Annotated in this window: 19 protein-coding genes; 4 read left to right on the forward strand and 15 right to left on the reverse strand. The window is 73.4% G+C overall.

Features of this window, described 5'->3' with window-relative positions; all coding sequences use genetic code 11:
* The first annotated feature begins 63 nt into the window (after window positions 1-63).
* Window positions 64-573, forward strand: coding sequence for a DinB family protein (locus tag ACZ51S_RS24675; protein WP_468475863.1), 510 nt, complete (start codon window positions 64-66; stop codon window positions 571-573).
* 34 nt (window positions 574-607) lie between these two features.
* On the opposite strand, the gene ACZ51S_RS24680 is transcribed toward ACZ51S_RS24675, so the two are convergent.
* A complete protein-coding gene (locus ACZ51S_RS24680) occupies window positions 608-1,342 on the reverse strand; it encodes a siderophore-interacting protein (protein ID WP_468962001.1) in 735 nt (244 codons plus the stop codon).
* A gap of 73 nt (window positions 1,343-1,415) precedes the next feature.
* Here ACZ51S_RS24680 and ACZ51S_RS24685 point away from each other — a divergent pair, with 73 nt between their 5' ends.
* Both ACZ51S_RS24685 and ACZ51S_RS24690 read left to right on the forward strand, forming a co-directional pair.
* Window positions 1,416-3,485 carry a penicillin acylase family protein gene (locus ACZ51S_RS24685; protein WP_468962002.1) on the forward strand — a complete coding sequence of 690 codons (2,070 nt, stop codon included), beginning with the start codon at window positions 1,416-1,418 and terminating at the stop codon, window positions 3,483-3,485.
* Complete coding sequence (locus ACZ51S_RS24690) at window positions 3,482-4,090, forward strand: GNAT family N-acetyltransferase (protein ID WP_468475860.1); 609 nt, start codon at window positions 3,482-3,484, stop codon at window positions 4,088-4,090. Before ACZ51S_RS24685 ends, ACZ51S_RS24690 begins: the two co-directional genes overlap by 4 nt.
* Here the strand turns inward: ACZ51S_RS24690 and ACZ51S_RS24695 are convergent.
* The 13 genes from ACZ51S_RS24695 to ACZ51S_RS24755 form a co-directional block, all read right to left on the reverse strand.
* A complete protein-coding gene (locus ACZ51S_RS24695) occupies window positions 4,068-4,886 on the reverse strand; it encodes an alpha/beta fold hydrolase (RefSeq protein ID WP_468800594.1) in 819 nt (272 codons plus the stop codon). The two genes, ACZ51S_RS24690 and ACZ51S_RS24695, sit on opposite strands and share 23 nt — an antisense overlap.
* A gap of 69 nt (window positions 4,887-4,955) precedes the next feature.
* Window positions 4,956-5,588, reverse strand: coding sequence for a cysteine hydrolase family protein (locus tag ACZ51S_RS24700; protein WP_468475858.1), 633 nt, complete (start codon window positions 5,586-5,588; stop codon window positions 4,956-4,958).
* Between the two features lie 121 nt (window positions 5,589-5,709).
* Window positions 5,710-6,702 (reverse strand): GlxA family transcriptional regulator, encoded by a 993-nt coding sequence (locus ACZ51S_RS24705; protein ID WP_468475857.1) that lies wholly within the window; start codon window positions 6,700-6,702, stop codon window positions 5,710-5,712.
* Window positions 6,703-6,872: 170 nt separating this feature from the next.
* A complete protein-coding gene (gene gatB, locus ACZ51S_RS24710) occupies window positions 6,873-8,384 on the reverse strand; it encodes an Asp-tRNA(Asn)/Glu-tRNA(Gln) amidotransferase subunit GatB (protein WP_388939918.1) in 1,512 nt (503 codons plus the stop codon).
* Between the two features lie 16 nt (window positions 8,385-8,400).
* Window positions 8,401-8,646 carry a hypothetical protein gene (locus ACZ51S_RS24715; protein ID WP_030295076.1) on the reverse strand — a complete coding sequence of 82 codons (246 nt, stop codon included), beginning with the start codon at window positions 8,644-8,646 and terminating at the stop codon, window positions 8,401-8,403.
* The gene (gatA, locus tag ACZ51S_RS24720; protein ID WP_468475856.1) at window positions 8,643-10,142 is read right to left on the reverse strand and encodes an Asp-tRNA(Asn)/Glu-tRNA(Gln) amidotransferase subunit GatA; all 1,500 of its coding nucleotides are present in this window, start codon (window positions 10,140-10,142) and stop codon (window positions 8,643-8,645) included. Before gatA ends, ACZ51S_RS24715 begins: the two co-directional genes overlap by 4 nt.
* Before the next feature lie 5 nt (window positions 10,143-10,147).
* Complete coding sequence (gene gatC, locus ACZ51S_RS24725; protein ID WP_010984178.1) at window positions 10,148-10,444, reverse strand: Asp-tRNA(Asn)/Glu-tRNA(Gln) amidotransferase subunit GatC; 297 nt, start codon at window positions 10,442-10,444, stop codon at window positions 10,148-10,150.
* Window positions 10,445-10,607: 163 nt separating this feature from the next.
* Window positions 10,608-12,812, reverse strand: a complete 2,205-nt coding sequence (locus tag ACZ51S_RS24730) for a putative bifunctional diguanylate cyclase/phosphodiesterase (RefSeq protein WP_468800605.1) — start codon at window positions 12,810-12,812, stop codon at window positions 10,608-10,610.
* 380 nt (window positions 12,813-13,192) lie between these two features.
* A complete protein-coding gene (ligA, locus tag ACZ51S_RS24735; RefSeq protein ID WP_468962006.1) occupies window positions 13,193-15,403 on the reverse strand; it encodes an NAD-dependent DNA ligase LigA in 2,211 nt (736 codons plus the stop codon).
* A 31-nt stretch (window positions 15,404-15,434) separates the two neighbouring features.
* The gene (locus tag ACZ51S_RS24740) at window positions 15,435-16,418 is read right to left on the reverse strand and encodes a methionine synthase (RefSeq protein WP_468475853.1); all 984 of its coding nucleotides are present in this window, start codon (window positions 16,416-16,418) and stop codon (window positions 15,435-15,437) included.
* Window positions 16,415-17,104 (reverse strand): SDR family oxidoreductase, encoded by a 690-nt coding sequence (locus tag ACZ51S_RS24745; protein WP_468475852.1) that lies wholly within the window; start codon window positions 17,102-17,104, stop codon window positions 16,415-16,417. The genes ACZ51S_RS24740 and ACZ51S_RS24745 overlap by 4 nt, the downstream gene beginning before the upstream one ends.
* A 65-nt stretch (window positions 17,105-17,169) precedes the next feature.
* The gene (locus ACZ51S_RS24750) at window positions 17,170-17,514 is read right to left on the reverse strand and encodes a DUF1330 domain-containing protein (protein ID WP_388939905.1); all 345 of its coding nucleotides are present in this window, start codon (window positions 17,512-17,514) and stop codon (window positions 17,170-17,172) included.
* Between the two features lie 54 nt (window positions 17,515-17,568).
* Entirely contained in the window at window positions 17,569-18,615 is a 1,047-nt protein-coding gene (locus ACZ51S_RS24755) for a GlxA family transcriptional regulator (RefSeq protein ID WP_468800613.1), read from the reverse strand.
* A 111-nt stretch (window positions 18,616-18,726) separates the two neighbouring features.
* Here ACZ51S_RS24755 and ACZ51S_RS24760 point away from each other — a divergent pair, with 111 nt between their 5' ends.
* A complete protein-coding gene (locus ACZ51S_RS24760) occupies window positions 18,727-19,665 on the forward strand; it encodes an NADP-dependent oxidoreductase (RefSeq protein ID WP_468475849.1) in 939 nt (312 codons plus the stop codon).
* 10 nt (window positions 19,666-19,675) lie between these two features.
* On the opposite strand, the gene mnmA is transcribed toward ACZ51S_RS24760, so the two are convergent.
* Window positions 19,676-20,803 (reverse strand): tRNA 2-thiouridine(34) synthase MnmA, encoded by a 1,128-nt coding sequence (gene mnmA, locus ACZ51S_RS24765; RefSeq protein ID WP_468962007.1) that lies wholly within the window; start codon window positions 20,801-20,803, stop codon window positions 19,676-19,678.
* Between the last annotated feature and the right edge of the window lie 5 nt (window positions 20,804-20,808).

Here is a 20,808-nt window from a genome sequence, read left to right on the forward strand (position 1 = left end):
CCGGGGGCTTCCACCGCCGGGCTGCCCTTCCGTGCGGGCCCGGCAGCGGGAAAGATTCAGGGCATGCCGAACACGGAACGCGTCGGGCCGCCCCTGACCGGCGGGGAGCGCGAGACCCTGCGCGCCTACCTCGACTACCACCGGGCCACCCTCGCCCTGAAGTGCGAGGGCCTCGGCGACGAGGAGCTGCGCCGCCGGGCGTCGCCGCCCTCCACCCTGTCGCTGCTGGGCCTGGTCCGGCACATGGCCGAGGTGGAACGCCACTGGTTCCGGCGCACGATCGGGGGCGCGGACGTCCCCCACCTGTGGTCCGACGACCACGACTTCCAGGCGGCGTACGACGCCGAAGGGGCCACCCGCGCCGAGGCGTTCGCCGCCTGGGAGGCGGAGGTGGAGCACTCCCGTGCCGTCGAGGCGGCCGCCGAGTCCCTGGAGGTGACGGCGTACGTCACCAAGTGGGAGCAGGAGGCCTCGCTGCGCCTGGTGATGCTGCACATGATCCACGAGTACGCCCGCCACAACGGCCACGCCGATTTCCTCCGCGAGGCCGTCGACGGCACGGTCGGGGCGTAGCCGTCGGCACGGTCGGGGCGCAGTCCCGCGGGCTTCAGTCCGCGCGCCAGTACCCCAGGCCGTTCACGCGCTGCTTCGGCAGGCCCAGGTCCTTCCTGAGGTACGCCGTCAGGCTCCGGGTGGTCGCCGCGTCGCAGGCCAGCCAGACGTACGCGGAGGCCGGGTCCGGGCCCAGCAGCTGCGGGAGTTCGGCCCGCACCCGCTCGGCCAGCGCGGAACCGCCCCGCGCCACCCGCCGGACGTCGTGCCGGCCCGCGTCGGCGCGTACGGGCAGCTGCGCGTCGCCGGCGTGCTGGGTCTCGAACCAGATGGTGGCCGGGGTGTGCGGGTAGGCGTCCAGCAGGGAGTTGACGGCCGGGAGGGAGGCCGGGTCGCCGATCACCAGCAGCCGCTCCGGCTCGGGGTCCGGCGCCGTGAAGCCGGTGCCCTGGACGGTCGCCTCCAGGGTGTCCCCCGGTGCGGCCGAGCGCGCCCACCGGCTGGCCAGCCCTTCGTGCAGGGCGAATTCGAAGGCGAAGGTGCCGGTGGCCGGGTCGGGGTCGACCAGCGTGTAGGCCCGCTGGTGCGGACGGCTGCCGCCCTGGAACCAGACCCGTACCCACATGGTCGGGTGCAGGGAGTCGCCGACGGCCGCCAGCAGCCCGCCGTCGCTGAAGCGGACCCGGCGGAAGTGCTCGGTGACGTCTTCCGCCCCCGTCACCGTGAAGGTGAAGTCCTTGCCGCGCAGCAGTTTGAGGACCACGCCCTCCCAGCCCTTGCCGACCGCCATGCCCGTCCCCTTCTCCGCACCCTTATAGTTAGGCCAGCCTAACCTAAGGAACTCGGGGAAGAGTGTGAGCAGTGTGACTACAGAGGCCCACGAGGTCTACCGCGACAGCTGGGGCATCCCGCACCTGCGGGCCTCCGACCCGATCCGCCTCTCCTACGCACAGGGCCGCGTCACCGCCCTCGACCGTGCCTGGCAGCTCGAGGTCGAGCGCCACCGCGCACAGGGCTCCAGCGCCGCGTTCCTCGGCGCCGACTGCGTCGCCTGGGACCGCTTCGCCCGCCAGGCCCGCCTCGACGACACCGCACGGCGCTGCCACGAGGCACTCGACCCCGGGACCGCCGCCTGGCTCGGCGCCTACGTCGACGGCGTCAACTCCGGTCTCGCCGAGGGCGCCGCCCGCGACGGCCGCTTCGCCCGCACCGGCCACACCCCGGCCCCCTGGGAGCCCTGGGTCCCGCTGTCCGTCTGGATCGCCACCCACGTCCTCTTCGCGGGATTCGCCACCAAGCTCTGGCGCGAACGCGTCGCCCGCGTCCTCGGCGACGACGCCGCCACCCTCTTCGCGACCGACGGGCCCGGCACCGCCGGCAGCAACGGCTGGCTGGTACCGGGCGACCGGACCGCCACGGGCGCGGCGATCATCGCGGGCGACCCGCACCGGTTCATCGAGGACCCGGGCGTCTACCAGCAGATACGTATCTCCTGCCCCGAGTACGACGTGCTCGGCCTGGCCGTCCCCGGCGTCCCGGGCCTCGCCCACTTCGGCCACACCGGCAGCGTCGCCTGGGCCATCACCAACGCCATGGCCGACTACCAGGACCTCTACGCCGAACGACTGCGGCCCGCCGGCGACGGCCTGGAGGCGCTGGGCCCCGACGGCACCTGGGAGCCGGTCGCCCGCCACACCGAGACCATCTCCGTGGCCGGCGCCGCCGACGTCGAGGTGGAGGTCCTGGAGACCGCGCGCGGGCCGGTCGTCGTCCGCGAGGACGCCACCGGCCTCGTCCCCGAGGGCGCCGACGCCCTCTCCCTGCGCTACCCGCCCCGCGTCCGCCGCGACCTGGGCTTCGCCGCACTGCCCGCCCTGCTGCGCGCCCGCACCGTCGCCGACGTCGACCGCGCCCTCGACGGCTGGGCCGAGCCGGTCAACGTCGTCCACGCCGCCGACTCCCAGGGCGGCCTGCTGCACCGCGTCGCGGGAGCCGTGCCCTTGCGCGACGGCGCCAACCGGCTCCGGCCCGTGCCCGCCTGGGACGCCCGCCACGCCTGGCGGGGCTGGGCGCCCACCCCCGCCGAACCGGTACAGGGCTTCGCCGTGATGGCGAACGCGCGCGGGATCGCGTCCCCCCTCGGCGTGGAGTTCGCGCCGCCGCACCGCGCCGACCGCATCCGGGAGCTGCTCAGCGGCTCGGCGGACTGGTCCCCGAAGGCCATGGCCGACGTGCACGGCGACACGTACCTCGCCTCCGCCGCACCGCTGCTCGCGCTGCTGCCCGCCCTGGACGGGCTCTCCCCCGCGGCCCGCCGGCTCCGCGAACGGCTCCTCGCCTGGGACCGGCACATGGAGGCCGACAGCACCGACGCCGCCGTCTTCGCGGCCTTCCGCAGCGCGACCGTACGCCGTTTCACCGCCGACCCGGTCTTCGCCGGCCTGGCACCCGCCCCCGCCGGACCGGAGGTCTTCCACCCCTGGCTGTACCTCCTGCCCCGCGTCGGCTACGCCCTGGAGGGGCTGCTGACCACCCCCCTTCTCCCCGGGCTCGACCGCGCCGCGCACGTGCGCGCGGCCCTGGAGGAGACGGCCGCCGCCGTCCCCGGGTCCCCCTGGGGCCGGCTCCACGTCCTCGCCCCCTGGTCGGCGCTGCCGGACCCGGACGCCGAGTGGCCGGGCCTGGGCGGCGACCACGACTGCGTCAACGCCACGTCCTCCGTGCCCGGTTACACCGACCGCGCCGCCCGCGCCTCGGCCGCCCGCTACGTCTGGGACCTGGCACGCCGCGAGGACAGCCTCTGGGCGGTCCCGCTGGGCGCGGACGGCGTCCCCGGCTCCCCCCACCACCGCGACCAGCTGCCCCTCTGGGCGAGCTGCGAACTCGTACCCGTCGTCACCGACTGGGCCCGCCTCACCAAGGAATCCGCATGAACACCGGCTCCGCCCCCGCCTCCACCCGTCAGCCCGTCCACACCCAGCACGTCGAGGGCTTCGGGACGGTCACCATCACCCCCGTCGACCCCGCCGCCGACTCCGCGCTGATCCACGGCTGGGTCACCGAGGAGCGGGCGCGCTTCTGGGGCATGGGCGGCGCCAGCCGCGAACTGGTCCAGGAGATCTACGAGGACGTCGACCGCCGCACGACCCACCACGCGTTCATGGTCGCCCGCGACGGCGAGCCGGTCGCCCTCTTCCAGACGTACGAGTGCGCCGAGGACCGGGTCGGCGAGTGCTACGAGGTCCGGCCGGGAGACGTCGGCGTGCACCTGCTGATCGCCCCCAGCCAGGGCCCGGTCCGGCACGGTTTCACCGGGGCCCTGATGACGGCCTTCATCACGTACGTGTTCTCCGACCCCGCCACCCGCCGCGTCGTCGCCGAACCGGACGCCCGCAACGCCAAGGCCATCGGCCTGCTGGAGCGGACCGGCTTCGTGCTCGGGCCCGAGGTCGTACTGCCGGAGATCGACCTGCCCGAGGTCCGCCTCCCGGCGAAGCCGGCCCGCCTGGCCTTCCTCAGCGCGCCGGACGCTCGCTGAGGAACTCCGTCACCAGGGACGCCCATTGCGCCGGGCGCTCGGCGAACGGCAGGTGCCCGGTGGGCAGTTCCGCGCGCCGCGCGCCCGGCAGGGCGTCCGCCAGCTCCCGCTGGAGGGCGGGCGGTACGAGCCGGTCCCCGGTCGTCTCGACGACCAGGACCGGTACGCCGATCCCCGCGAGTTCCGCGCGCAGGTCCGCGCCCTTGATGAGCGCGGCCTGGTCCCCGCCCCCGGGCGTCACCGTGGCCGCGGTCCCCCGCACGAGGTCCTCCAGCTGCTCGGGGCTCAGCGCCTCCAGCTGCTCCTCACTGAGCACGAGCGGTACGAGGAGCCGCGCGAGCAGCTCGTTCTCCCCACGCCGGCCCAGCTCGGCCCACGTCTCCCCGACCAGGCCGAAGCCGTGGCCGGCCCGCGCGAAGCTCGCGGTGAGCACGAGCGCGGTGACCCGCTCGGGGTACCGGGTGGCGACCCTGACGGCCACGTTCCCGCCGAGGGAGTAGCCGAGTACCGCGAACCGCTCCAGCCCTTCGGCGTCGGCGGCGGCCACCAGCTGGTCGGCCAGCTCGTCGAGGCGCAGCGGCCCCTCGGCCTTCGGGGTGTCCCCGGCGCCGGGATAGTCGACGCCGACGACGCTGTGCCGGGCGGCGAGCGCGTCCAGCAGCGGCCCGAAGTTGCCCTCGACCGATCCGCCCGCCCCGTGGGCCAGCAGCAGGCCCGGGCCCCCGCTCTCGGTGCGGACGGTGCGGGCGTAGTGGGCCCGGGTGGTGGCTGTGACCGTGGCTGTGGCTGCGGACATGAGGGTCCCCCCGTTTCATTCGGTAGCGGTCGCTACAGAAAGAAACCTATCCGATTTAACTAGCGATCGCTACAGAAGGTCCTCCACCCCGGGGACCACCAGGCCGAAGAGGTCGGTGACCGTGGTCAGCGCGGCCACCTGGAGGACCTCGGCGGGCACGACGGTGCCGTCCGGCGCGGCCAGGGCACGGGTGGCGGTGGCCCCGGCGACCACCGTGGGCCGGTAGCCCAGGTTGAAGGCCCCCTCGGCGGTGAAGGTGACGCACATGTGCGTCATGAACCCGGCCAGCACCAGGTCCGTGCCGCTGCCCGCGCCGAAGCCGAGACCGCTCAGGGTCTCCTCCAGTCCGGTGGCGTGGAAGGCGTTCGGGAAGCGCTTGACCACCACCGGCTCTCCTTCGGCCGGGGCGACCTCGTCGCTGATGGCGCCGATGTGGGCCCGGATGTCGTACGGGGTGCCCTCGCCGCCGTCGTTGACGATGTGGACGACCGGGGCGCCGGCGGCGCGGGCGCGCTCCAGCAGCCGGGCTCCCGCCGCGAGCGCCTCCTCGGCGCCGTCCAGGGCCATCACGCCCGTGCGGTAGGTGTTCTGGAAGTCGATCATCACCAGGACGGAATCGGCCAGCCGGGGCGGCCGTCCGTCCAGACCGATCAGGGTGCGCAGGGTCGTGGAAGCGGTGGCCGTGTTCGTGCTCGTGCTCATGCTCGGAAAACCCTTCATAAGGGATGAATGGGACGGAAAAAGGCAGCGCGAAGCCCGGGCCCGCTCCTCGAAGCCCTCGAAGTCCTCGAAGCCTTCTCGGAGTCCGGACCGCGGGTACCGGTCAGCCGGCCTGCGTGCGGAACCGGCGGCGGTAGGCCGCCGGGGTCGTGGCGAGCTGCCGGCGGAAGGCCCGGTGCAGGGTCTCCGCCGAGCCGAGACCGGCGGCCGCCGCGACCTGGTCGAGCGGGCTGTCTGTGGTCTCCAGGACGCGCCGGGCCGCCTCGACGCGGGCGGCTTCGACGTAGGCCGCGGGACTGGTGCCGGTCTCCTGGGTGAAGACGCGGGCGAAGTGCCGCTCGCTCAGGCACATCCGGGCCGCGAGGGCCGGTGCGGACAGGTCCGCGTCGAGGTGGTCGGCGATCCACACGCGCAGGTCGTCGATGTCCCGCCGTCCGGCGGCCGGCCGGCTGAGCGGCACCGAGAACTGGCTCTGGCCGCCCTGCCGCTTCAGGTACATCACCAGCTGCCGCGCCACCGCCAGGGCGGTCTGCTCGCCCAGGTCCTCGGCGACGAGGGCCAGCGCCAGGTCCAGGCAGGCACTGATCCCCGCCCCGGTCCACAGCCGGCCGTGGTCGGCGCGTACGAAGATCGGATCGGGATCGACCACGACCTGCGGGTGTTCGGCCGCCAGCTGGGCGGCGGTCGACCAGTGGGTGGTCGCCGTCCGCCCGTCCAGCAGCCCGGCCGCCGCCAGCAGGTGCGCGCCCACGCACACGGACGCCACCCGCCGGGCGTGCGGGGCGGTCTCCCGCACCCACTCCACGACGGCTTCGTCGATCCGGGCGACGGGTCCGGCGTCGGTCACGTCGACCGCGCCCGGGACCAACAGGGTGTCCACCCGCTCGCCGACCTCGCCGAAGGCGCGGTCCGCGAGCAGCCGCACCCCGGCCGAGGTCCGTACCGGTCCTGCGTCGGGCCCCGCGAGGACGACCTCGTAACCGGCGCGCCCGCCGGTCTCGCGGTTGGCCAGGGCGAAGACCTCGGCCGGACCGGTGACGTCGAGGAGGTCGACATCGGGGAAGACCGCGATGACGACCCGGTGCGAAGTGGGCATGACCCCATCCTCACGTGGCTCCCGCATGGCGGCAATGACGATTCCCCGTCACATCCGGACACGGGCCCGCGCCCGGACGCGAGTACGAAGACCCGTACGACAACGCGTACGGGAACGGCGGAGGCCCCGCACCGGGATCCGGTGCGGGGCCTCCGTCAGGAGCCGGGGTCTCAGCCCTCGACGCCGAGGCGCTCCAGGATGAGCTCCTTGACGCGGGCCGCGTCGGCCTGGCCGCGGGTGGTCTTCATGACCGCGCCGACCAGGGCGCCGACGGCGGCGACCTTGCCGCCGCGGATCTTGTCGGCGATGGCCGCGTTGCCCGCGATGGCCTCGTCCACGGCCGCGCCGAGCGCGCCCTCGTCCGAGACGACCTTCAGGCCGCGCTTGTCGACGACCTCGTCCGGGGTGCCCTCGCCCGCGAGGACGCCCTCGATGACCTGCCGGGCCAGCTTGTCGTTCAGGTCGCCGGCCGCGACCAGGGCCGCGATGCGCGCAACCTGGGCCGGGGTGATGGGCAGCTCGTCGACCGAGACGCCCTGCTCGTTGGCGTTGCGCGCCAGTTCGCCCATCCACCACTTGCGGGCGGCGGCGGAGTCGGCGCCCTCCTCGATGGTGGCGACGATGGAGTCCACGGCGCCCGCGTTGAGGATGGACTGCATGTCGTGCTCGCTGACGCCCCACTCCTCGCGGAGCCGGTTGCGGCGCACGCGCGGCATCTCCGGCAGCCCGGCGCGCAGTTCCTCGACCCAGGCGCGGGCCGGGGCGACGGGGACCAGGTCCGGCTCGGGGAAGTAGCGGTAGTCCTCGGCGTTGTCCTTGATGCGGCCGGCCGTGGTGGAGCCGTCCTCCTCGTGGAAGTGCCGGGTCTCCTGCACGATCGAACCGCCCGACGAGAGCACCGCCGCGTGGCGCTGGATCTCGAAGCGGGCCGCGCGCTCGACGGAGCGCAGCGAGTTGACGTTCTTCGTCTCCGAGCGGGTGCCGAAGGGGGCCTCCGGGCTCGGACGCAGCGACAGGTTGACGTCGCAGCGCATCTGGCCCTTGTCCATGCGGGCCTCGGAGACGCCGAGCGCCTTGATGACCTCGCGCAGCTCGGCCACGTACGCCTTGGCGACCTCGGGGGCGCGCGCTCCCGCGCCCTCGATGGGCTTGGTGACGATCTCGATGAGCGGAATGCCGGCGCGGTTGTAGTCCAGCAGGGAGTGGGACGCGCCGTGGATACGGCCGGTGGCGCCGCCGACGTGCAGCGACTTGCCGGTGTCCTCCTCCATGTGGGCGCGCTCGATCTCCACGCGGAAGACCTCGCCGTCCTCCAGCTGGACGTCCAGGTAGCCGTTGAAGGCGATGGGCTCGTCGTACTGGGAGGTCTGGAAGTTCTTCGGCATGTCCGGATAGAAGTAGTTCTTCCGGGCGAAGCGGCACCACTCGGCGATCTCGCAGTTCAGCGCGAGGCCGATCTTGACGGCGGACTCGACGCCGATCGCGTTGACGACCGGGAGCGAGCCCGGCAGACCCAGACAGGTCGGGCAGGTCTGCGAGTTGGGCTCGGCGCCCAGCTCGGTGGAGCAGCCGCAGAACATCTTGGTCCTGGTGCCGAGCTCGACATGGACCTCGAGGCCCATGACGGGGTCGTACGACGCGAGGGCGTCCTCGTACGACAGCAGTTCGGTGAAGGTGGTCACGGTGAAACTTTCCCTCTCAGCCCAGCAGGACGTCGTCGTCGCCGAGGCGCTTCAGCTCGCGGTACAGGATCGCGAGGCCGGTGACGATGGCGGCGGCGGACACAACGGCGTCGACCAGCTTCAGCGTGTCGTTCTCGGTGCGGGCCTTGCGGGCCTGCTTGATCACGCTGATGGCACCGAAAGCGGTGGTGCCGATCGACAGGTAGGTGCCGGACTTGGACTTCTTGAAGCCCTTGGCCTTGGACAGTGCACTGGAACTCACAGCGACGGAGCCTCCTCAAGCAGCGGGTGACCCCAGCGCTCGACGAAGGCTGCCTCGACGGCGGCACCGACCTTGTACAGGCGGTCGTCCTTCATCGCCGGGGCGATGATCTGCAGTCCGACCGGGAGACCGTCCTCCGGTGCCAGGCCGCAGGGCAGCGACATGGCGGAGTTGCCGGCCAGGTTGGTCGGGATGGTGCACAGGTCGGCGAGGTACATCGCCAGCGGGTCGTCGGTGCGCTCGCCGATCGCGAAGGCGGTGGTCGGGGTCGTCGGGGAGACGATCACGTCGACCTGCTCGAAGGACTTCTCGAAGTCCTTGGTGATGAGCGTGCGGACCTTCTGGGCGGAGCCGTAGTACGCGTCGTAGTAGCCGGAGCTGAGCGCGTACGTGCCGAGGATGATGCGGCGCTTGACCTCGTCACCGAAGCCGGCCTCACGGGTCAGGGCGGTGACGTCCTCGGCGGACCTGGTGCCGTCGTCGCCGACGCGCAGGCCGTAGCGCATGGCGTCGAAGCGGGCCAGGTTGGAGGAGGCCTCGGACGGCGCGATCAGGTAGTACGCGGCCATGGCGAGGTCGAAGGACGGGCAGTCCAGCTCGACGATCTCGGCGCCGAGCTCCTTGAGGAGCTCCACCGACTCGTTGAAGCGCTGGACGACGCCGGCCTGGTAGCCCTCGCCGGCGAACTGCTTGACCACACCGACGCGCATGCCGGCGACGGAGCCGTTGCGGGCGGCCTCGACGACCGGCGGGACCGGGGCGTCGATGGAGGTGGAGTCGAGCGGGTCGTGGCCGGCGATGACCTCGTGGAGGAGGGCCGCGTCCAGGACCGTACGGGCGCACGGGCCGCCCTGGTCCAGGGAGGAGGAGAAGGCCACCATGCCGTAGCGGGACACGCCGCCGTACGTGGGCTTCACGCCGACGGTGCCGGTGACGGCGGCGGGCTGGCGGATGGAGCCGCCGGTGTCCGTGCCGATGGCCAGGGGGGCCTGGAAGGCGGCGAGCGCGGCCGCGGAGCCGCCGCCGGAGCCGCCGGGGATCCGGGTGAGGTCCCAGGGGTTGCCGGTGGGGCCGTAGGCGCTGTTCTCGGTGGAGGACCCCATGGCGAACTCGTCCATGTTGGTCTTGCCGATGATGACGACGCCGGCTTCCTTCAGCTTGCGCGTCAGGGTGGCGTCGTAGGGCGGGATCCAGCCTTCGAGGATCTTCGAACCGACGGTGGTCGGGACCCCGACGGTGGTGAAGATGTCCTTGAGGGCGAGCGGGACGCCGGCCAGCGGGCCGAGCTTCTCGCCGGCCGCCCGCTTGGCGTCCACGGCGCGGGCCTGCTCCAGGGCGCCCTCGCGGTCGACGTGCAGGAAGGCGTGGACCTTCTCGTCCGTCGCCTCGATGCGCGCGAGGTGGGCCTCGGTGACCTCGACGGCCGTGAGCTCGCCGGAGGCGATCTTCTCGGCGGTCTCGGCGGCCGTGAGCTTGATGATGTGGGTGTCAGCCATGGTGATTAGTCCTCCCCCAGGATCTGCGGCACCTTGAAACGCTGCTGCTCCTGGGCGGGAGCACCGGAAAGCGCCTGCTCGGGGGTGAGCGAGGGACGGACCTCGTCCGCGCGCATGACGTTCGTCAGCGGCAGCGGGTGGGAGGTCGGCGGGACGTCTTGGTCGGCGACCTCGGATACGCGGGCGACCGCGCCGATGATGTCGTCGAGCTGTCCGGCGAAGTGGTCGAGCTCTTCGGCCTTGAGTTCCAGACGTGCCAGCCGAGCGAGGTGGGCGACCTCCTCGCGCGTGATGCCAGGCATGCAGCGATCCTCTGGGGGTGGTGAGTGTGTAGGTTTCGGTGCCAATCCTATGGGGCCGGGCCCCCGACCCGTTAAACGGTTTGCCGCGGCCCCCGCCGGGCCGGACGGCACCACCCCGCGGGCCGCCCCGCGCCGGGACCGGGCGGGACTCCGGTGACGCGGCCTACGGGGCCGGGGTCTCCGAGGTGGCCGCGGCCGCGGCGGCCAGCTCCGCCGTGATGTCGGCCGGCCGGCGCCAGCCGCGCTCGCCGCGGGCCAGGAGCCAGGCGGTGGCCTCCTGCGGGGGCATGGCGGCGGCGACCAGCCAGCCCTGCACCGCGTCACAGCCGAGGTCCCGCAGGCGCTCCCAGGTCTCGTCGTCCTCCACGCCCTCGGCGACGACCAGCAGGCCCAGGGAGTGCGCGAGGTCGACCGTGCAGCGGACGATCTCCGCGTCCTGGGCGTCCACGGCGAGCCGGGCCACGAACGAGCGGTCGATCTTCAGCTCGCTCACCGGCAGCCGGCGCAGGTGCACCAGCGAGGAGTAGCCGGTGCCGAAGTCGTCGAGGGACATCTTGACTCCGTGGCCGGTGAGCCCGGCCATGGTGTCGGCCGCCCGCTGCGGGTCCTCCAGCAGGACGTGTTCCGTTATCTCCAGCTGGAGCCCGCTCGCCGGGACCCCGTGCCGGGCCAGCCGGGCGGCGACGGCTCCCGCGAAGCCTGGGGTGTGGACGTCGCGCGGCGAGACGTTGACGGCGACCGGGACCTTCAGGCCCTGCGCCCGCCACCGCGCGACCTGCGCGAGGGCCGTCTCCAGGACGTACTCGGTGAGGTGCGGCATCAGCCCGGAGGTCTCGGCGATGGCGATGAACTCGTCCGGGGAGACCCGCCCCCGCTCGGGGTGCACCCAGCGGACCAGCGCCTCCAGCCCCGCCACCTGTCCGTCGAAGCGGACCTTCGGCTGGTAGTGCAGTTCCACCTCGCCGGCGTCGAGGGCCCGGCGCAGGTCTCCGAGGAGGCCGAGCCGGTCGGGGGTGTTGCTGTCGCGCTTGGACTCGTAGACCTCGACGCCTGTGCGGTCGCGCTTGGCCTGGTACATGGCCACGTCGGCCCGCCGCAGCAGTCCTTCCGCGTCGAGCGCGTGGTCGGGGAAGACGGCGAGCCCGGCGCTGGCCTCCAGGACCAGGGTGAGGCCGTCGAGGTCCAGCGGGGAGCTGAGTTCGGCGACGAGGCCGCGGGCGACCCGCTGGGCGCTGGTGGTGGAGTCGGTGGCGGGCAGCAGTACGGCGAACTCGTCGCCGCCGAGCCGGGCCGCCTCCGCTTCGGCCGGGAGCGCCTGGCGCAGCCGCTCGGCGATCTGGAGCAGCAGCCGGTCCCCCGCGAGGTGGCCCAGGGTGTCGTTGACGGCGCGGAAGCGGTCCAGGTCGATCAGTACGAGGGCGGACCGGGTGCCCGAACGTTCGGCCTCGTCCAGTGCGGACCAGGCCCGCTCCAGGAGCCACTGCCGGTTCGGCAGGCCGGTCAGCGGGTCGCGCAGCTGCTCCTCGGCGCGGGCCCGGGCGATCCACAGGGTGGAGTCGAGGGCGATGAGCGGTACGGCGAAGAGGGGCAGCAGCACCGGCTGGGTGCTGGCGACCACGCAGATCAGCGGGGTGATGCCCAGCAGGGCGGCGGCGACCAGGGCCTGGCGCAGGACGGCCGTGCGGGCCACGGTGGGCAGCCCGCCGCCGCGCGGGGTGAGCGCGAACCACAGCAGGATCCGGGTCACCAGCAGGTAGGAGAGGGCGACGAGGGCGACCTCGGGGGCGGCCGCGAGGTCCCAGTCCAGGGGCGTCCAGGGCCGCTCGACGCTCGGCGCGTCACCGAAGGCGGCCAGTACGAGGGCCCCCGCGCCGATGCCGAGGATGTCGACGGAGCCGTGCAGCAGGCCCTGCCGCCAGCGCTGCCGGCGGGCGGCCCCGACGAGGGAGACCACCGCCAGGGAGACGAGTCCGGCGGGGATCCAGCCGTACAGGATGAGCACCCCGAGGGTGAGCGCCGCACCGGATCCGGTGCCGCCCCACCAGCGGTCGCGGCCCAGGGCCACGAGGTGGCCGACGATGATGCCGGTGAGCAGGGCGAGCCCCCAGCCCACCGCTCCGCCGGGGAACAGCGCCTGACGGGCGGTCAGCGCTGAGGCGATGCCGGCGGCGAGCACCACGGCGGCGAGGGCCACGAGGGCGAGGGCCAGCGTGGTGCGCCGCCCCTCCTGTCCCGGTCCGCCCGATCCGGTGCCGGGGGCGCGGGTCTCCGGTGTCCTGGCACCCAGGACACCGAGCCGGCCCGCCCGTACGGGCGGGGTGTCCCCGCCGAATTCAGGTGACGGGTCGGCGCTTTCGGTGGGTTTCATGCCCGTCCCTCTCACAGCCGGCGATGCCGATGTCACGTGATGGCCCCGGTGTCGTGCCATCACGGCTGAAAGCGCATCAGGCAGCCGCGCACGACGGGCGCACCCCACAACAGTAGGACGCGAGAGGCCTCCAGGGGCAGCGGTCGGCGGTGGTTGCCCGAATACGGCCCAGCCATCCTCATCAGTACGGTATCCGCCGAACGGGTGAGTTTGGAGGGGGCCCCCGTCACGCGTCCGATGATCCGACGGCTCACCGCGGCCCGGCCGGCCTCCCGCCGGCCGTTCACCACCGGGGGCCGCGCCGGGCGTGCGCCCGCCCGTACGGCCGCACACCACGCATCCGTTGGCCTCCGCCGCCCCCGGGACGACTCCCCCGCGGGCTACCGCTCGGCTTCGCCTTCGCCGCCGCCCTCCAGCGGGAGCGCCGCCTCGCGCGCGGCGTCGGGCCCCTGTGCGAGCAGCACTTCGAAGCCGGCGTCGTCGAGGATCGGGAGCTTCAGCTGTACGGCCTTGTCGTACTTCGAGCCGGGGTTGTCGCCGACGACGACGAAGGAGGTCTTCTTCGACACCGAGCCGGTGACCTTGGCCCCCCGGCTCTGCAGGGCCTCCTTGGCGCCGTCGCGGGTGTGGTTCAGCAGGGTGCCGGTGACGACCACGGTCAGGCCCTCCAGCGGACGCGGCCCCTCCTCCTCGGCGGATCCTTCCTCCTCCATGCGGACGCCCGCCGCCCGCCACTTGCGCAGGATCTCCTGGTGCCAGTCGACGGCGAACCACTCCTTGAGGGAGGCGGCGATGATCCCGCCGACGCCCTCGGTGGCGGTCAGTTCCTCGAGGGAGGCCTGCTCGATGCGCTCGATCGAGCGGAACTCGCGGGCGAGCGCCTCGGCGGCGACGGGGCCGACGTGCCGGATCGAGAGGCCGTTGATGATGCGGGCCAGCGGACGCTGCTTGGCGGCGGCGATGTTCTCCAGCATGGCCAGGGCGTTCTTCTTCGGTTCGCCCTTCTGGTTGGCGAAGACCCTGACGATCTTCTCCTCGCCGGTCTTCGGGTCCCGCTTGGGCAGGCCGCTGTCCTGGTCCAGGACGTACGCCTTGATGGGCAGCAGCTGCTCGATGGTGAGGTCGAAGAGGTCGCCCTCGTCCCGCAGCGGCGGCTCGGCGGGCTCCAGGGGGCCGGTGAGCGCGGCCGCCGCGACCATGCCGAAGTTCTCGATGTCCAGGCTCTGGCGGCCGGCCAGGTAGAAGAGCCGCTCGCGCAGCTGCGCGGGGCAGGTCTGCGCGTTGGGGCACCGGACGTCGATGTCGCCCTCCTTCATCGGGCGCAGCTCCGTCCCGCAGACGGGGCACTCGGCCGGCATGACGAACTCGCGCTCGGTGCCGTCCCGCAGGTCCACCACCGGGCCGAGGATCTCGGGGATGACGTCGCCCGCCTTGCGCAGGACGACGGTGTCCCCGATGAGCACGCCCTTGGCCTTGACGACCTCCTGGTTGTGCAGGGTCGCGAACTCCACCTCGGAGCCGGCCACGGTCACCGGCTCCACCTGGGCGTACGGGGTGACGCGGCCGGTGCGCCCGACGCCGACCTTGATGTCGATGAGCTTGGTGTTGACCTCTTCGGGGGCGTACTTCCAGGCGATGGCCCAGCGCGGGGCGCGGGCCGTGGAGCCCAGCCGGCCCTGGAGGGCGATCTCGTCGAGCTTGACCACGACGCCGTCGATCTCGTGCTCCACCGAGTGCCGGTTCTCGCCGAAGTGGTCGATGAACGCGCGGACCTCGGCCAGGGAGGAGACGACCTTGTTGTGGCGGGCGGTGGGCAGGCCCCATTCGCGCAGCAGCTCGTACGCCTGCGACTGGCGCTCGATCTCGAAGCCCTGACGGGCTCCGATGCCGTGCACCACCATGTGCAGCGGGCGGGTCGCGGTGACCTTCGGGTCCTTCTGGCGCAGCGAACCGGCCGCCGCGTTGCGCGGGTTGGCGAAGGGCTTGCCGTCGGCCTCGACGAGCCGGGCGTTGAGCTCCTCGAACTTCTCCATCGGGAAGTAGACCTCGCCGCGGATCTCGACCAGGGCCGGGATCCGGTCGCCGCGCAGGCGGTCCGGGATCTCGGCGATGGTGCGGACGTTGGGCGTGATGTCCTCACCGGTGCGGCCGTCGCCGCGGGTGGCGGCGCGGGTGAGACGGCCGTTCTCGTAGGTGAGGTTGACGGCGAGGCCGTCCACCTTGAGCTCGCACAGGTAGTGGTAGTCCGGGGTGTTCACGTCCCGGGCGACCCGGTCGGCCCAGGCGGACAGCTCCTCGTCGTCGAAGGCGTTGTCGAGGGAGAGCATCCGCTCGCGGTGCACGACGGAGGCGAAGTCGGTCTCGTACGCCCCGGCCACCTTCTGGGTGGGCGAGTCGGGCGTGCGCAGCTCGGGGTACTGCTCCTCCAGGGCCTCCAGCGAGCGCAGCAGCTGGTCGAACTCGGCGTCGCTGACGACCGGCGCGTCGTTCACGTAGTACCGGAAGCGGTGCTCCTCGATCTGCTCGGCGAGCAGCTGGTGCTGCTCGCGCGCCGCCGTCGGTACTGCCGTGTCCTGCTGTTCGGCTGCCATGCCGTGTCCTCCCGTGGCCCGTCCTCGACCGTCACTCAGGGTTGTCGGCGAGCGACCTCGCCGCCCTGACGCAATGGGCCTGTACCGCGCGGGCGTACGCGGGCGAGGCGCCCGCCAGACCGCACGACGGGGTGACCACGACCGACTCGGCGAGAGTCCCCGGGGCCAGTCCCAGCCTGCGCCAGAGCTTCCTGACACCCATGACGCTACCGCCCGGGTCCGACAACGGGGCATCGGTGCCCGGCACCACTCCGGCGAAGAGTTTCAGGCCGCCTTCGACGGCCTCGCCGATGGCGTCGTCCTCGCGCTCGGTGAGCAGTGAGAAATCGAACGACACTCCCGTGGCGCCGGCCCGGCGCAGCAGTGCGAAGGGGACGTCGGGCGCGCAGGAGTGCACGACGACCTCACCGTCGTGCACGGCGAAGAGGTCGCGCAGGGTGCTCTCGACCACCTGCCGGTCGACGGCCCGGTAGGTGCGGTACCCGCTGGCGGAGCGCACCCGGCCGAGCAGGACGGCGGTGAGCGACGGCTCGTCGTACTGGAGCACGATCTCTGCGCCCGGGACGCGCCTGCGCACGTCGGCCAAGTGGTCGCGCAGACCCTCGGCGAGGGAGCCGGCGAGGTCGCGGCAGGCTCCGGCGTCCTGGAGCACGGCTTCGCCGCCGTGCAGTTCGAGCGCGGTGGCCAGCGTCCACGGGCCGACGGCCTGGACCTTCAGCGGGCCGGTGTAGCCCTGGGTGAACTCCTCGAGGGCGTCGAGGTCCTCGCCCAGCCAGGAGCGGGCGCGCCGGGTGTCGCGGCCGGGGCGGTCGCTGATCCGCCAGCCGCTGGGCTCGACGTGGGCGTACATGTCGACGAGCAGCCCCAGGGAGCGGCCGATCATGTCCGCGCCGGGCCCGCGGGCGGGCAGTTCGGGGAGGTACGGGAAGTCCTCGAAGGAGCCGGTGACGGTCTTGGCGGCCTCGCGGGCGTCGCCGCCCGGGAGGGAGCCGACGCCGGTGGCGCCCGCGGTCATCGGCCGGGCCTGACGGAGAGGTCGTTGACCTCGGCGTCGCGCGGCAGGTCGACGGCCATCAGGATGGTCGTCGCCACGGACTCGGGGTCGATCCAGCGCTCGGGGTCGTACTCCTTGCCCTCCTGGGAGTGGACCTTGGCCTGCATGGGGCTGGCGGTGCGGCCGGGGTAGACGGAGGTGACGCGTACGCCGTTGCCCTTCTCCTCCTCGCGCAGCGCGTCGGCGAGGGCCTTGAGGCCGTGCTTGGAGGCGGCGTAGGCCCCCCATTCGGCGTGGGCGTGGAGGCCGGCGCCGGAGTTCACGAAGACGACGGTGGCCTTGGAGGCCCGCAGGGTGGGCAGCAGCAGTCTGGTGACCTCGGCGGGGGCGATCAGGTTGACGTTGAGCTGCTGGTGCCAGGTCTTGGGGCGCAGGTCGCCGACGGGTCCGAGGTCGACGATCCCGGCGATGTGGAGCAGGGAGTCGATCCGTTCGGGCACCGGCTGCTTGGAGAACGCCCACGACAGCCGGTCGGGGTCCGCGAGGTCTCCCACGAGGGTCCGCGCGCCCGGGTAGCGCTCGACGAGCTGCCGGGCGCGGGCGGCGTCGCGGGCGAGCAGGACGAGGTCGTCGCCGCGGGCGTGCAGGCGGGCGGCGACGGCGGCGCCGATGCCGGATCCGGCGCCGGTGATCAGGTGAGTAGCCATACGGCCCATGCTCGCATCCGCCCGGGCCCCGCCGCCGCCGCGGTCCGCCGCTCCCGCCGGGCGGGTCAGAGTCCGGCGGCCTCGCGGAGGTCGCGGGCCCGTCCGGTGGCGTCGTAGTCGGCGGGGACCCCTTCGACCAGGACGGCGGTGCCGGGGATGTGGTCGGTGCGCAGGGCGAGGATGGCCTGGTAGGCGTCGGAGGCGTACCAGGCGCGGGCCCGCTCGATGTCGGGGAAGCCGATGACGACGACCGTGCCGGGGAAGGGGCCTTCGAGGACCTCGACCTCCTTGCCGTGGACGAGGAAGCGGCCGCCGAAGGGGTCCATGGTCGCCTGGATCTCCTCGATGTAGCGCAGGACGTCCTCGTTGACGGTGGGGCGGCGCAGGTGGGCGATGGCGTACGCGGTCATGTCGGTCTCCCCTGTCCGTTCGGCCGGGCGGTCCCGGCCGTTGCCCCGATGCTGTCAGCGGGCGTCGGCGGTGGCGATTACCTCCGGGGTCATGGCGTGCGGGCCGAAGGTGCGCCGGTAGGCCATCGGGGAGACGCCGAAGGCGGTGCGCATGTGCTGGCGCAGGGAGTTGGCGGAGCCGAAGCCGGAGCGGTGAGCGACCAGGTCGACGGGGAGGTCGCTGGACTCCAGCAGTTGGCGGGCGACCTCCAGGCGCTGTCCGGTGAGCCATTGGACGGGGGTCATGCCGACCTCGTCGCGGAACCGGCGGGTGAAGGTGCGCAGGCTCATCCGGGCGTGGGCGGCGAGTTCGGCGAGGCTGATCGGCTCGTCGAGGCGCTCCAGGGCCCAGGCGCGGGTGGCGGTGGTGGTGGCGACCGTGGGGGCGGGGACGGGGCGGTCGATGTACTGGGCCTGTCCGCCGTCGCGCCAGGGCGGTACGACGCACATGCGGGCGGCCCGGTTGGCGACGGCGGTCCCGTGGTCACGGCGGACCAGGTGCAGGCACAGGTCGACGCCGGCGGCGACGCCGGCGGAGGTCAGGACGTCGCCGTCGTCGACGAAGAGGACCTCCTCGTCGACCTGGACGCGGGGGTAGGCCCGGCGGAACTCGGGTGCCAGGTTCCAGTGGGTGGTGGCGGGGCGGCCGTCGAGGAGCCCGGCGGCGGCGAGCACGTAGGAGCCGGTGCAGATGGAGACGAGCCGGGTTCCGGGGCGGATCCCGGCGATGGCGGCGGTGACCTCGGGGGGCAGGGGCCCGCCGCGGGCCAGCTCGGGCATGGCGTGGGTGGGCGGGAGGATCACGGTGTCGGCGGCGGCCAGGGCCTCGGGCCCGGCGGCGGGCTGGACGGTGAACCCGGCGTCGCTGAGGACGGGCCCGCCGTCGGCGGTGCAGACGGTGACCTCGTACAGGGGCTGCCCGGCGGCGTCCACGGCGCTGCCGAAGACGCGGGAGGGGATGCCCAGCTCGAAGGGGGGTACGCCCGGCAGGGCGAGCACCGCGACCCGGTGGGGGCCTCCGCCGGCCGCGGCCCGCGCTGTCGTCTTCCGCGCGCTGTCCATGGCCGGATCTTGTCACACCCTGGCCATCCGGCCAATACCGCGGGGTGCCGGGATGTCCGAGTGTGGGACGTGTCGCCGGGGAGAGCCCGGTACCGGACGGAATCCCGTGGAATGAGGAAGACAGAGATGCGCGCGATCGTCGTGAACGGATGGGGCGGCCCCGAGACCCTGGTCGAGCGGGAGGTCGACCGCCCGGAGCCCGGCCTGGGCGAGATCCTGGTCCGGGTCCACGCGGCCGGTGTGAACCCGGTCGACTGGAAGACCCGGGCCAGTGGCGCCCTGATCGCCTGGGGCGAGGTGCCGATCGTCGGCTGGGACGTCTCCGGCACCGTCGAGGCGGTGGGCCCGGGCGTGACGCTGTACCGGCCGGGCGACGAGGTGTACGGCATGCCGAGCTTCCCCCGCCAGGCGGGCGGCTACGCCGAGTACGTCGCCGCCCCGGCCCGGCACTTCGCCCGCAAGCCCGCCTCCCTGGGCCACGTGCAGGCGGCCGCGCTGCCGCTGGCGGCGCTGACCGCCTGGCAGGCGCTGGTCGACACCGCCGGGGTCACGGCCGGGCAGCGCGTGCTGGTGCACGCGGCGGCGGGCGGGGTCGGCCACCTGGCGGTCCAGATCGCCAAGGCGCGCGGGGCGTACGTGATCGGCACGGCCAGCGGCGCCAAGCACGGCCTGCTGCGCGAGCTGGGCGCCGACGAGCTGGTCGACTACCGGACCGGCGACTTCGCCGAGGCGGTCTCCGAGGTGGACGTGGTCCTGGACGCCCTGGGCGGCGAGGTCGCCGAGCGCTCGCTGAAGGTGCTCAAGCCCGGCGGCCACCTGGTCTCGCTCCCGGGTCCGGACTCGGTACCGGCCGCGGCGGACGGGGTGCGCGCGTCGTGGGTCCTGGTGGAGCCCGACCTGAAGGGGCTCGAGGAGATCGCGGCCCTGGCGGACCGGGGCCTGCTCAAGCCGCTGGTCGAGACGGTGCTGCCGCTGGCGGAGGCCGCGAAGGCCCACGAGATCGGCGAGCGCGGCCGGACCACCGGCAAGATCGTCCTGACGGTGGTCTGATCCGCCGCTGTCAGACGGCGGCCGTGCGCGTCGTCGTCGCGATGGTGGCGGAGCCGACCACGCGGGTGTCGTCGTAGAGGACGATCGCCTGGCCGGGGGCCACGCCGCGGACGGGCTCGGTGAAGGAGACGCGCAGCTCGCCGTCCACGACCTCGGCGAAGACCTCGGTCTCGCCCCCGTGGGCGCGCAGCTGCGCGGTGTAGGTGCCGGGGGCGGCGGGGGTGGAGCCGCACCAGCGGGGGCGGATCGCGGTGAGGGCGGTGACGTCGAGGGCCTCGACGGGGCCGACGGTGACGGTGTTGTTCACCGGGGAGATGTCGAGGACGTAGCGGGGCTTGCCGTCGGGGGCCGGGTGGCCGATGCGCAGGCCCTTGCGCTGGCCGATGGTGAACCCGAAGGCCCCCTCGTGGGTGCCGACCTTGGCGCCGGTCTCGTCGACGATGTCGCCCTCGGCCCTGCCGAGGCGCTGGGCGAGGAAGCCCTGGGTGTCGCCGTCGGCGATGAAGCAGATGTCGTGGCTGTCGGGCTTCTTCGCGACGGCCAGGCCGCGCCGCTCGGCCTCGGCGCGGATCTCGTCCTTGGTGGTGATCGTGTCGCCGAGCGGGAAGAGGGCGTGGGCCAGCTGCTTCTCGTCGAGGACGCCGAGGACGTACGACTGGTCCTTGGCCATGTCGGAGGCGCGGTGCAGCTCGCGGGAGCCGTCGGCGTTCTCGACGATGGTGGCGTAGTGGCCGGTGCAGACCGCGTCGAAGCCGAGGGCGAGGGCCTTGTCGAGCAGCGCCGCGAACTTGATCTTCTCGTTGCAGCGCAGGCACGGGTTCGGGGTGCGGCCGGCCTCGTACTCGGCGATGAAGTCCTCGACGACGTCCTCGCGGAAGCGGTCGGCGAGGTCCCAGCAGTAGAAGGGGATGCCGATGACGTCGGCCGCGCGGCGGGCGTCGCGGGAGTCCTCGATGGTGCAGCAGCCGCGGGCGCCGGTCCGGAAGGACTGGGGGTTCGCGGAGAGCGCCAGGTGGACCCCGGTGACGTCGTGCCCGGCTTCGACCGCGCGGGCGGCGGCGACGGCGGAGTCCACACCGCCGGACATGGCGGCCAGGACGCGGAGGGGGCGGGCGGTGCGCGGCAGGTTCTCAGTCATAGCAC

The organism is Streptomyces sp. NPDC034043, from assembly GCF_055575675.1.

What these genes read in the sequence shown, in the direction of transcription:
- gatA (WP_468475856.1), bottom strand. Translation starts at nt 10,142, where the DNA reads ATGGCTGACACCCACATCATCAAGCTCACGGCCGCCGAGACCGCCGAG.
- ACZ51S_RS24680 (WP_468962001.1), bottom strand. Translation starts at nt 1,342, where the DNA reads ATGGCGGTCGGCAAGGGCTGGGAGGGCGTGGTCCTCAAACTGCTGCGC.
- ACZ51S_RS24740 (WP_468475853.1), bottom strand. Translation starts at nt 16,418, where the DNA reads ATGACCGCGGGCGCCACCGGCGTCGGCTCCCTCCCGGGCGGCGACGCC.
- ligA (WP_468962006.1), bottom strand. Translation starts at nt 15,403, where the DNA reads ATGGCAGCCGAACAGCAGGACACGGCAGTACCGACGGCGGCGCGCGAG.
- ACZ51S_RS24745 (WP_468475852.1), bottom strand. Translation starts at nt 17,104, where the DNA reads ATGGCTACTCACCTGATCACCGGCGCCGGATCCGGCATCGGCGCCGCC.
- ACZ51S_RS24750 (WP_388939905.1), bottom strand. Translation starts at nt 17,514, where the DNA reads ATGACCGCGTACGCCATCGCCCACCTGCGCCGCCCCACCGTCAACGAG.
- ACZ51S_RS24695 (WP_468800594.1), bottom strand. Translation starts at nt 4,886, where the DNA reads ATGTCCGCAGCCACAGCCACGGTCACAGCCACCACCCGGGCCCACTAC.
- ACZ51S_RS24730 (WP_468800605.1), bottom strand. Translation starts at nt 12,812, where the DNA reads ATGAAACCCACCGAAAGCGCCGACCCGTCACCTGAATTCGGCGGGGAC.
- ACZ51S_RS24755 (WP_468800613.1), bottom strand. Translation starts at nt 18,615, where the DNA reads ATGGACAGCGCGCGGAAGACGACAGCGCGGGCCGCGGCCGGCGGAGGC.
- ACZ51S_RS24690 (WP_468475860.1), top strand. Translation starts at nt 3,482, where the DNA reads ATGAACACCGGCTCCGCCCCCGCCTCCACCCGTCAGCCCGTCCACACC.
- mnmA (WP_468962007.1), bottom strand. Translation starts at nt 20,803, where the DNA reads ATGACTGAGAACCTGCCGCGCACCGCCCGCCCCCTCCGCGTCCTGGCC.
- gatC (WP_010984178.1), bottom strand. Translation starts at nt 10,444, where the DNA reads ATGCCTGGCATCACGCGCGAGGAGGTCGCCCACCTCGCTCGGCTGGCA.
- ACZ51S_RS24705 (WP_468475857.1), bottom strand. Translation starts at nt 6,702, where the DNA reads ATGCCCACTTCGCACCGGGTCGTCATCGCGGTCTTCCCCGATGTCGAC.
- ACZ51S_RS24700 (WP_468475858.1), bottom strand. Translation starts at nt 5,588, where the DNA reads ATGAGCACGAGCACGAACACGGCCACCGCTTCCACGACCCTGCGCACC.
- ACZ51S_RS24675 (WP_468475863.1), top strand. Translation starts at nt 64, where the DNA reads ATGCCGAACACGGAACGCGTCGGGCCGCCCCTGACCGGCGGGGAGCGC.
- ACZ51S_RS24760 (WP_468475849.1), top strand. Translation starts at nt 18,727, where the DNA reads ATGAGGAAGACAGAGATGCGCGCGATCGTCGTGAACGGATGGGGCGGC.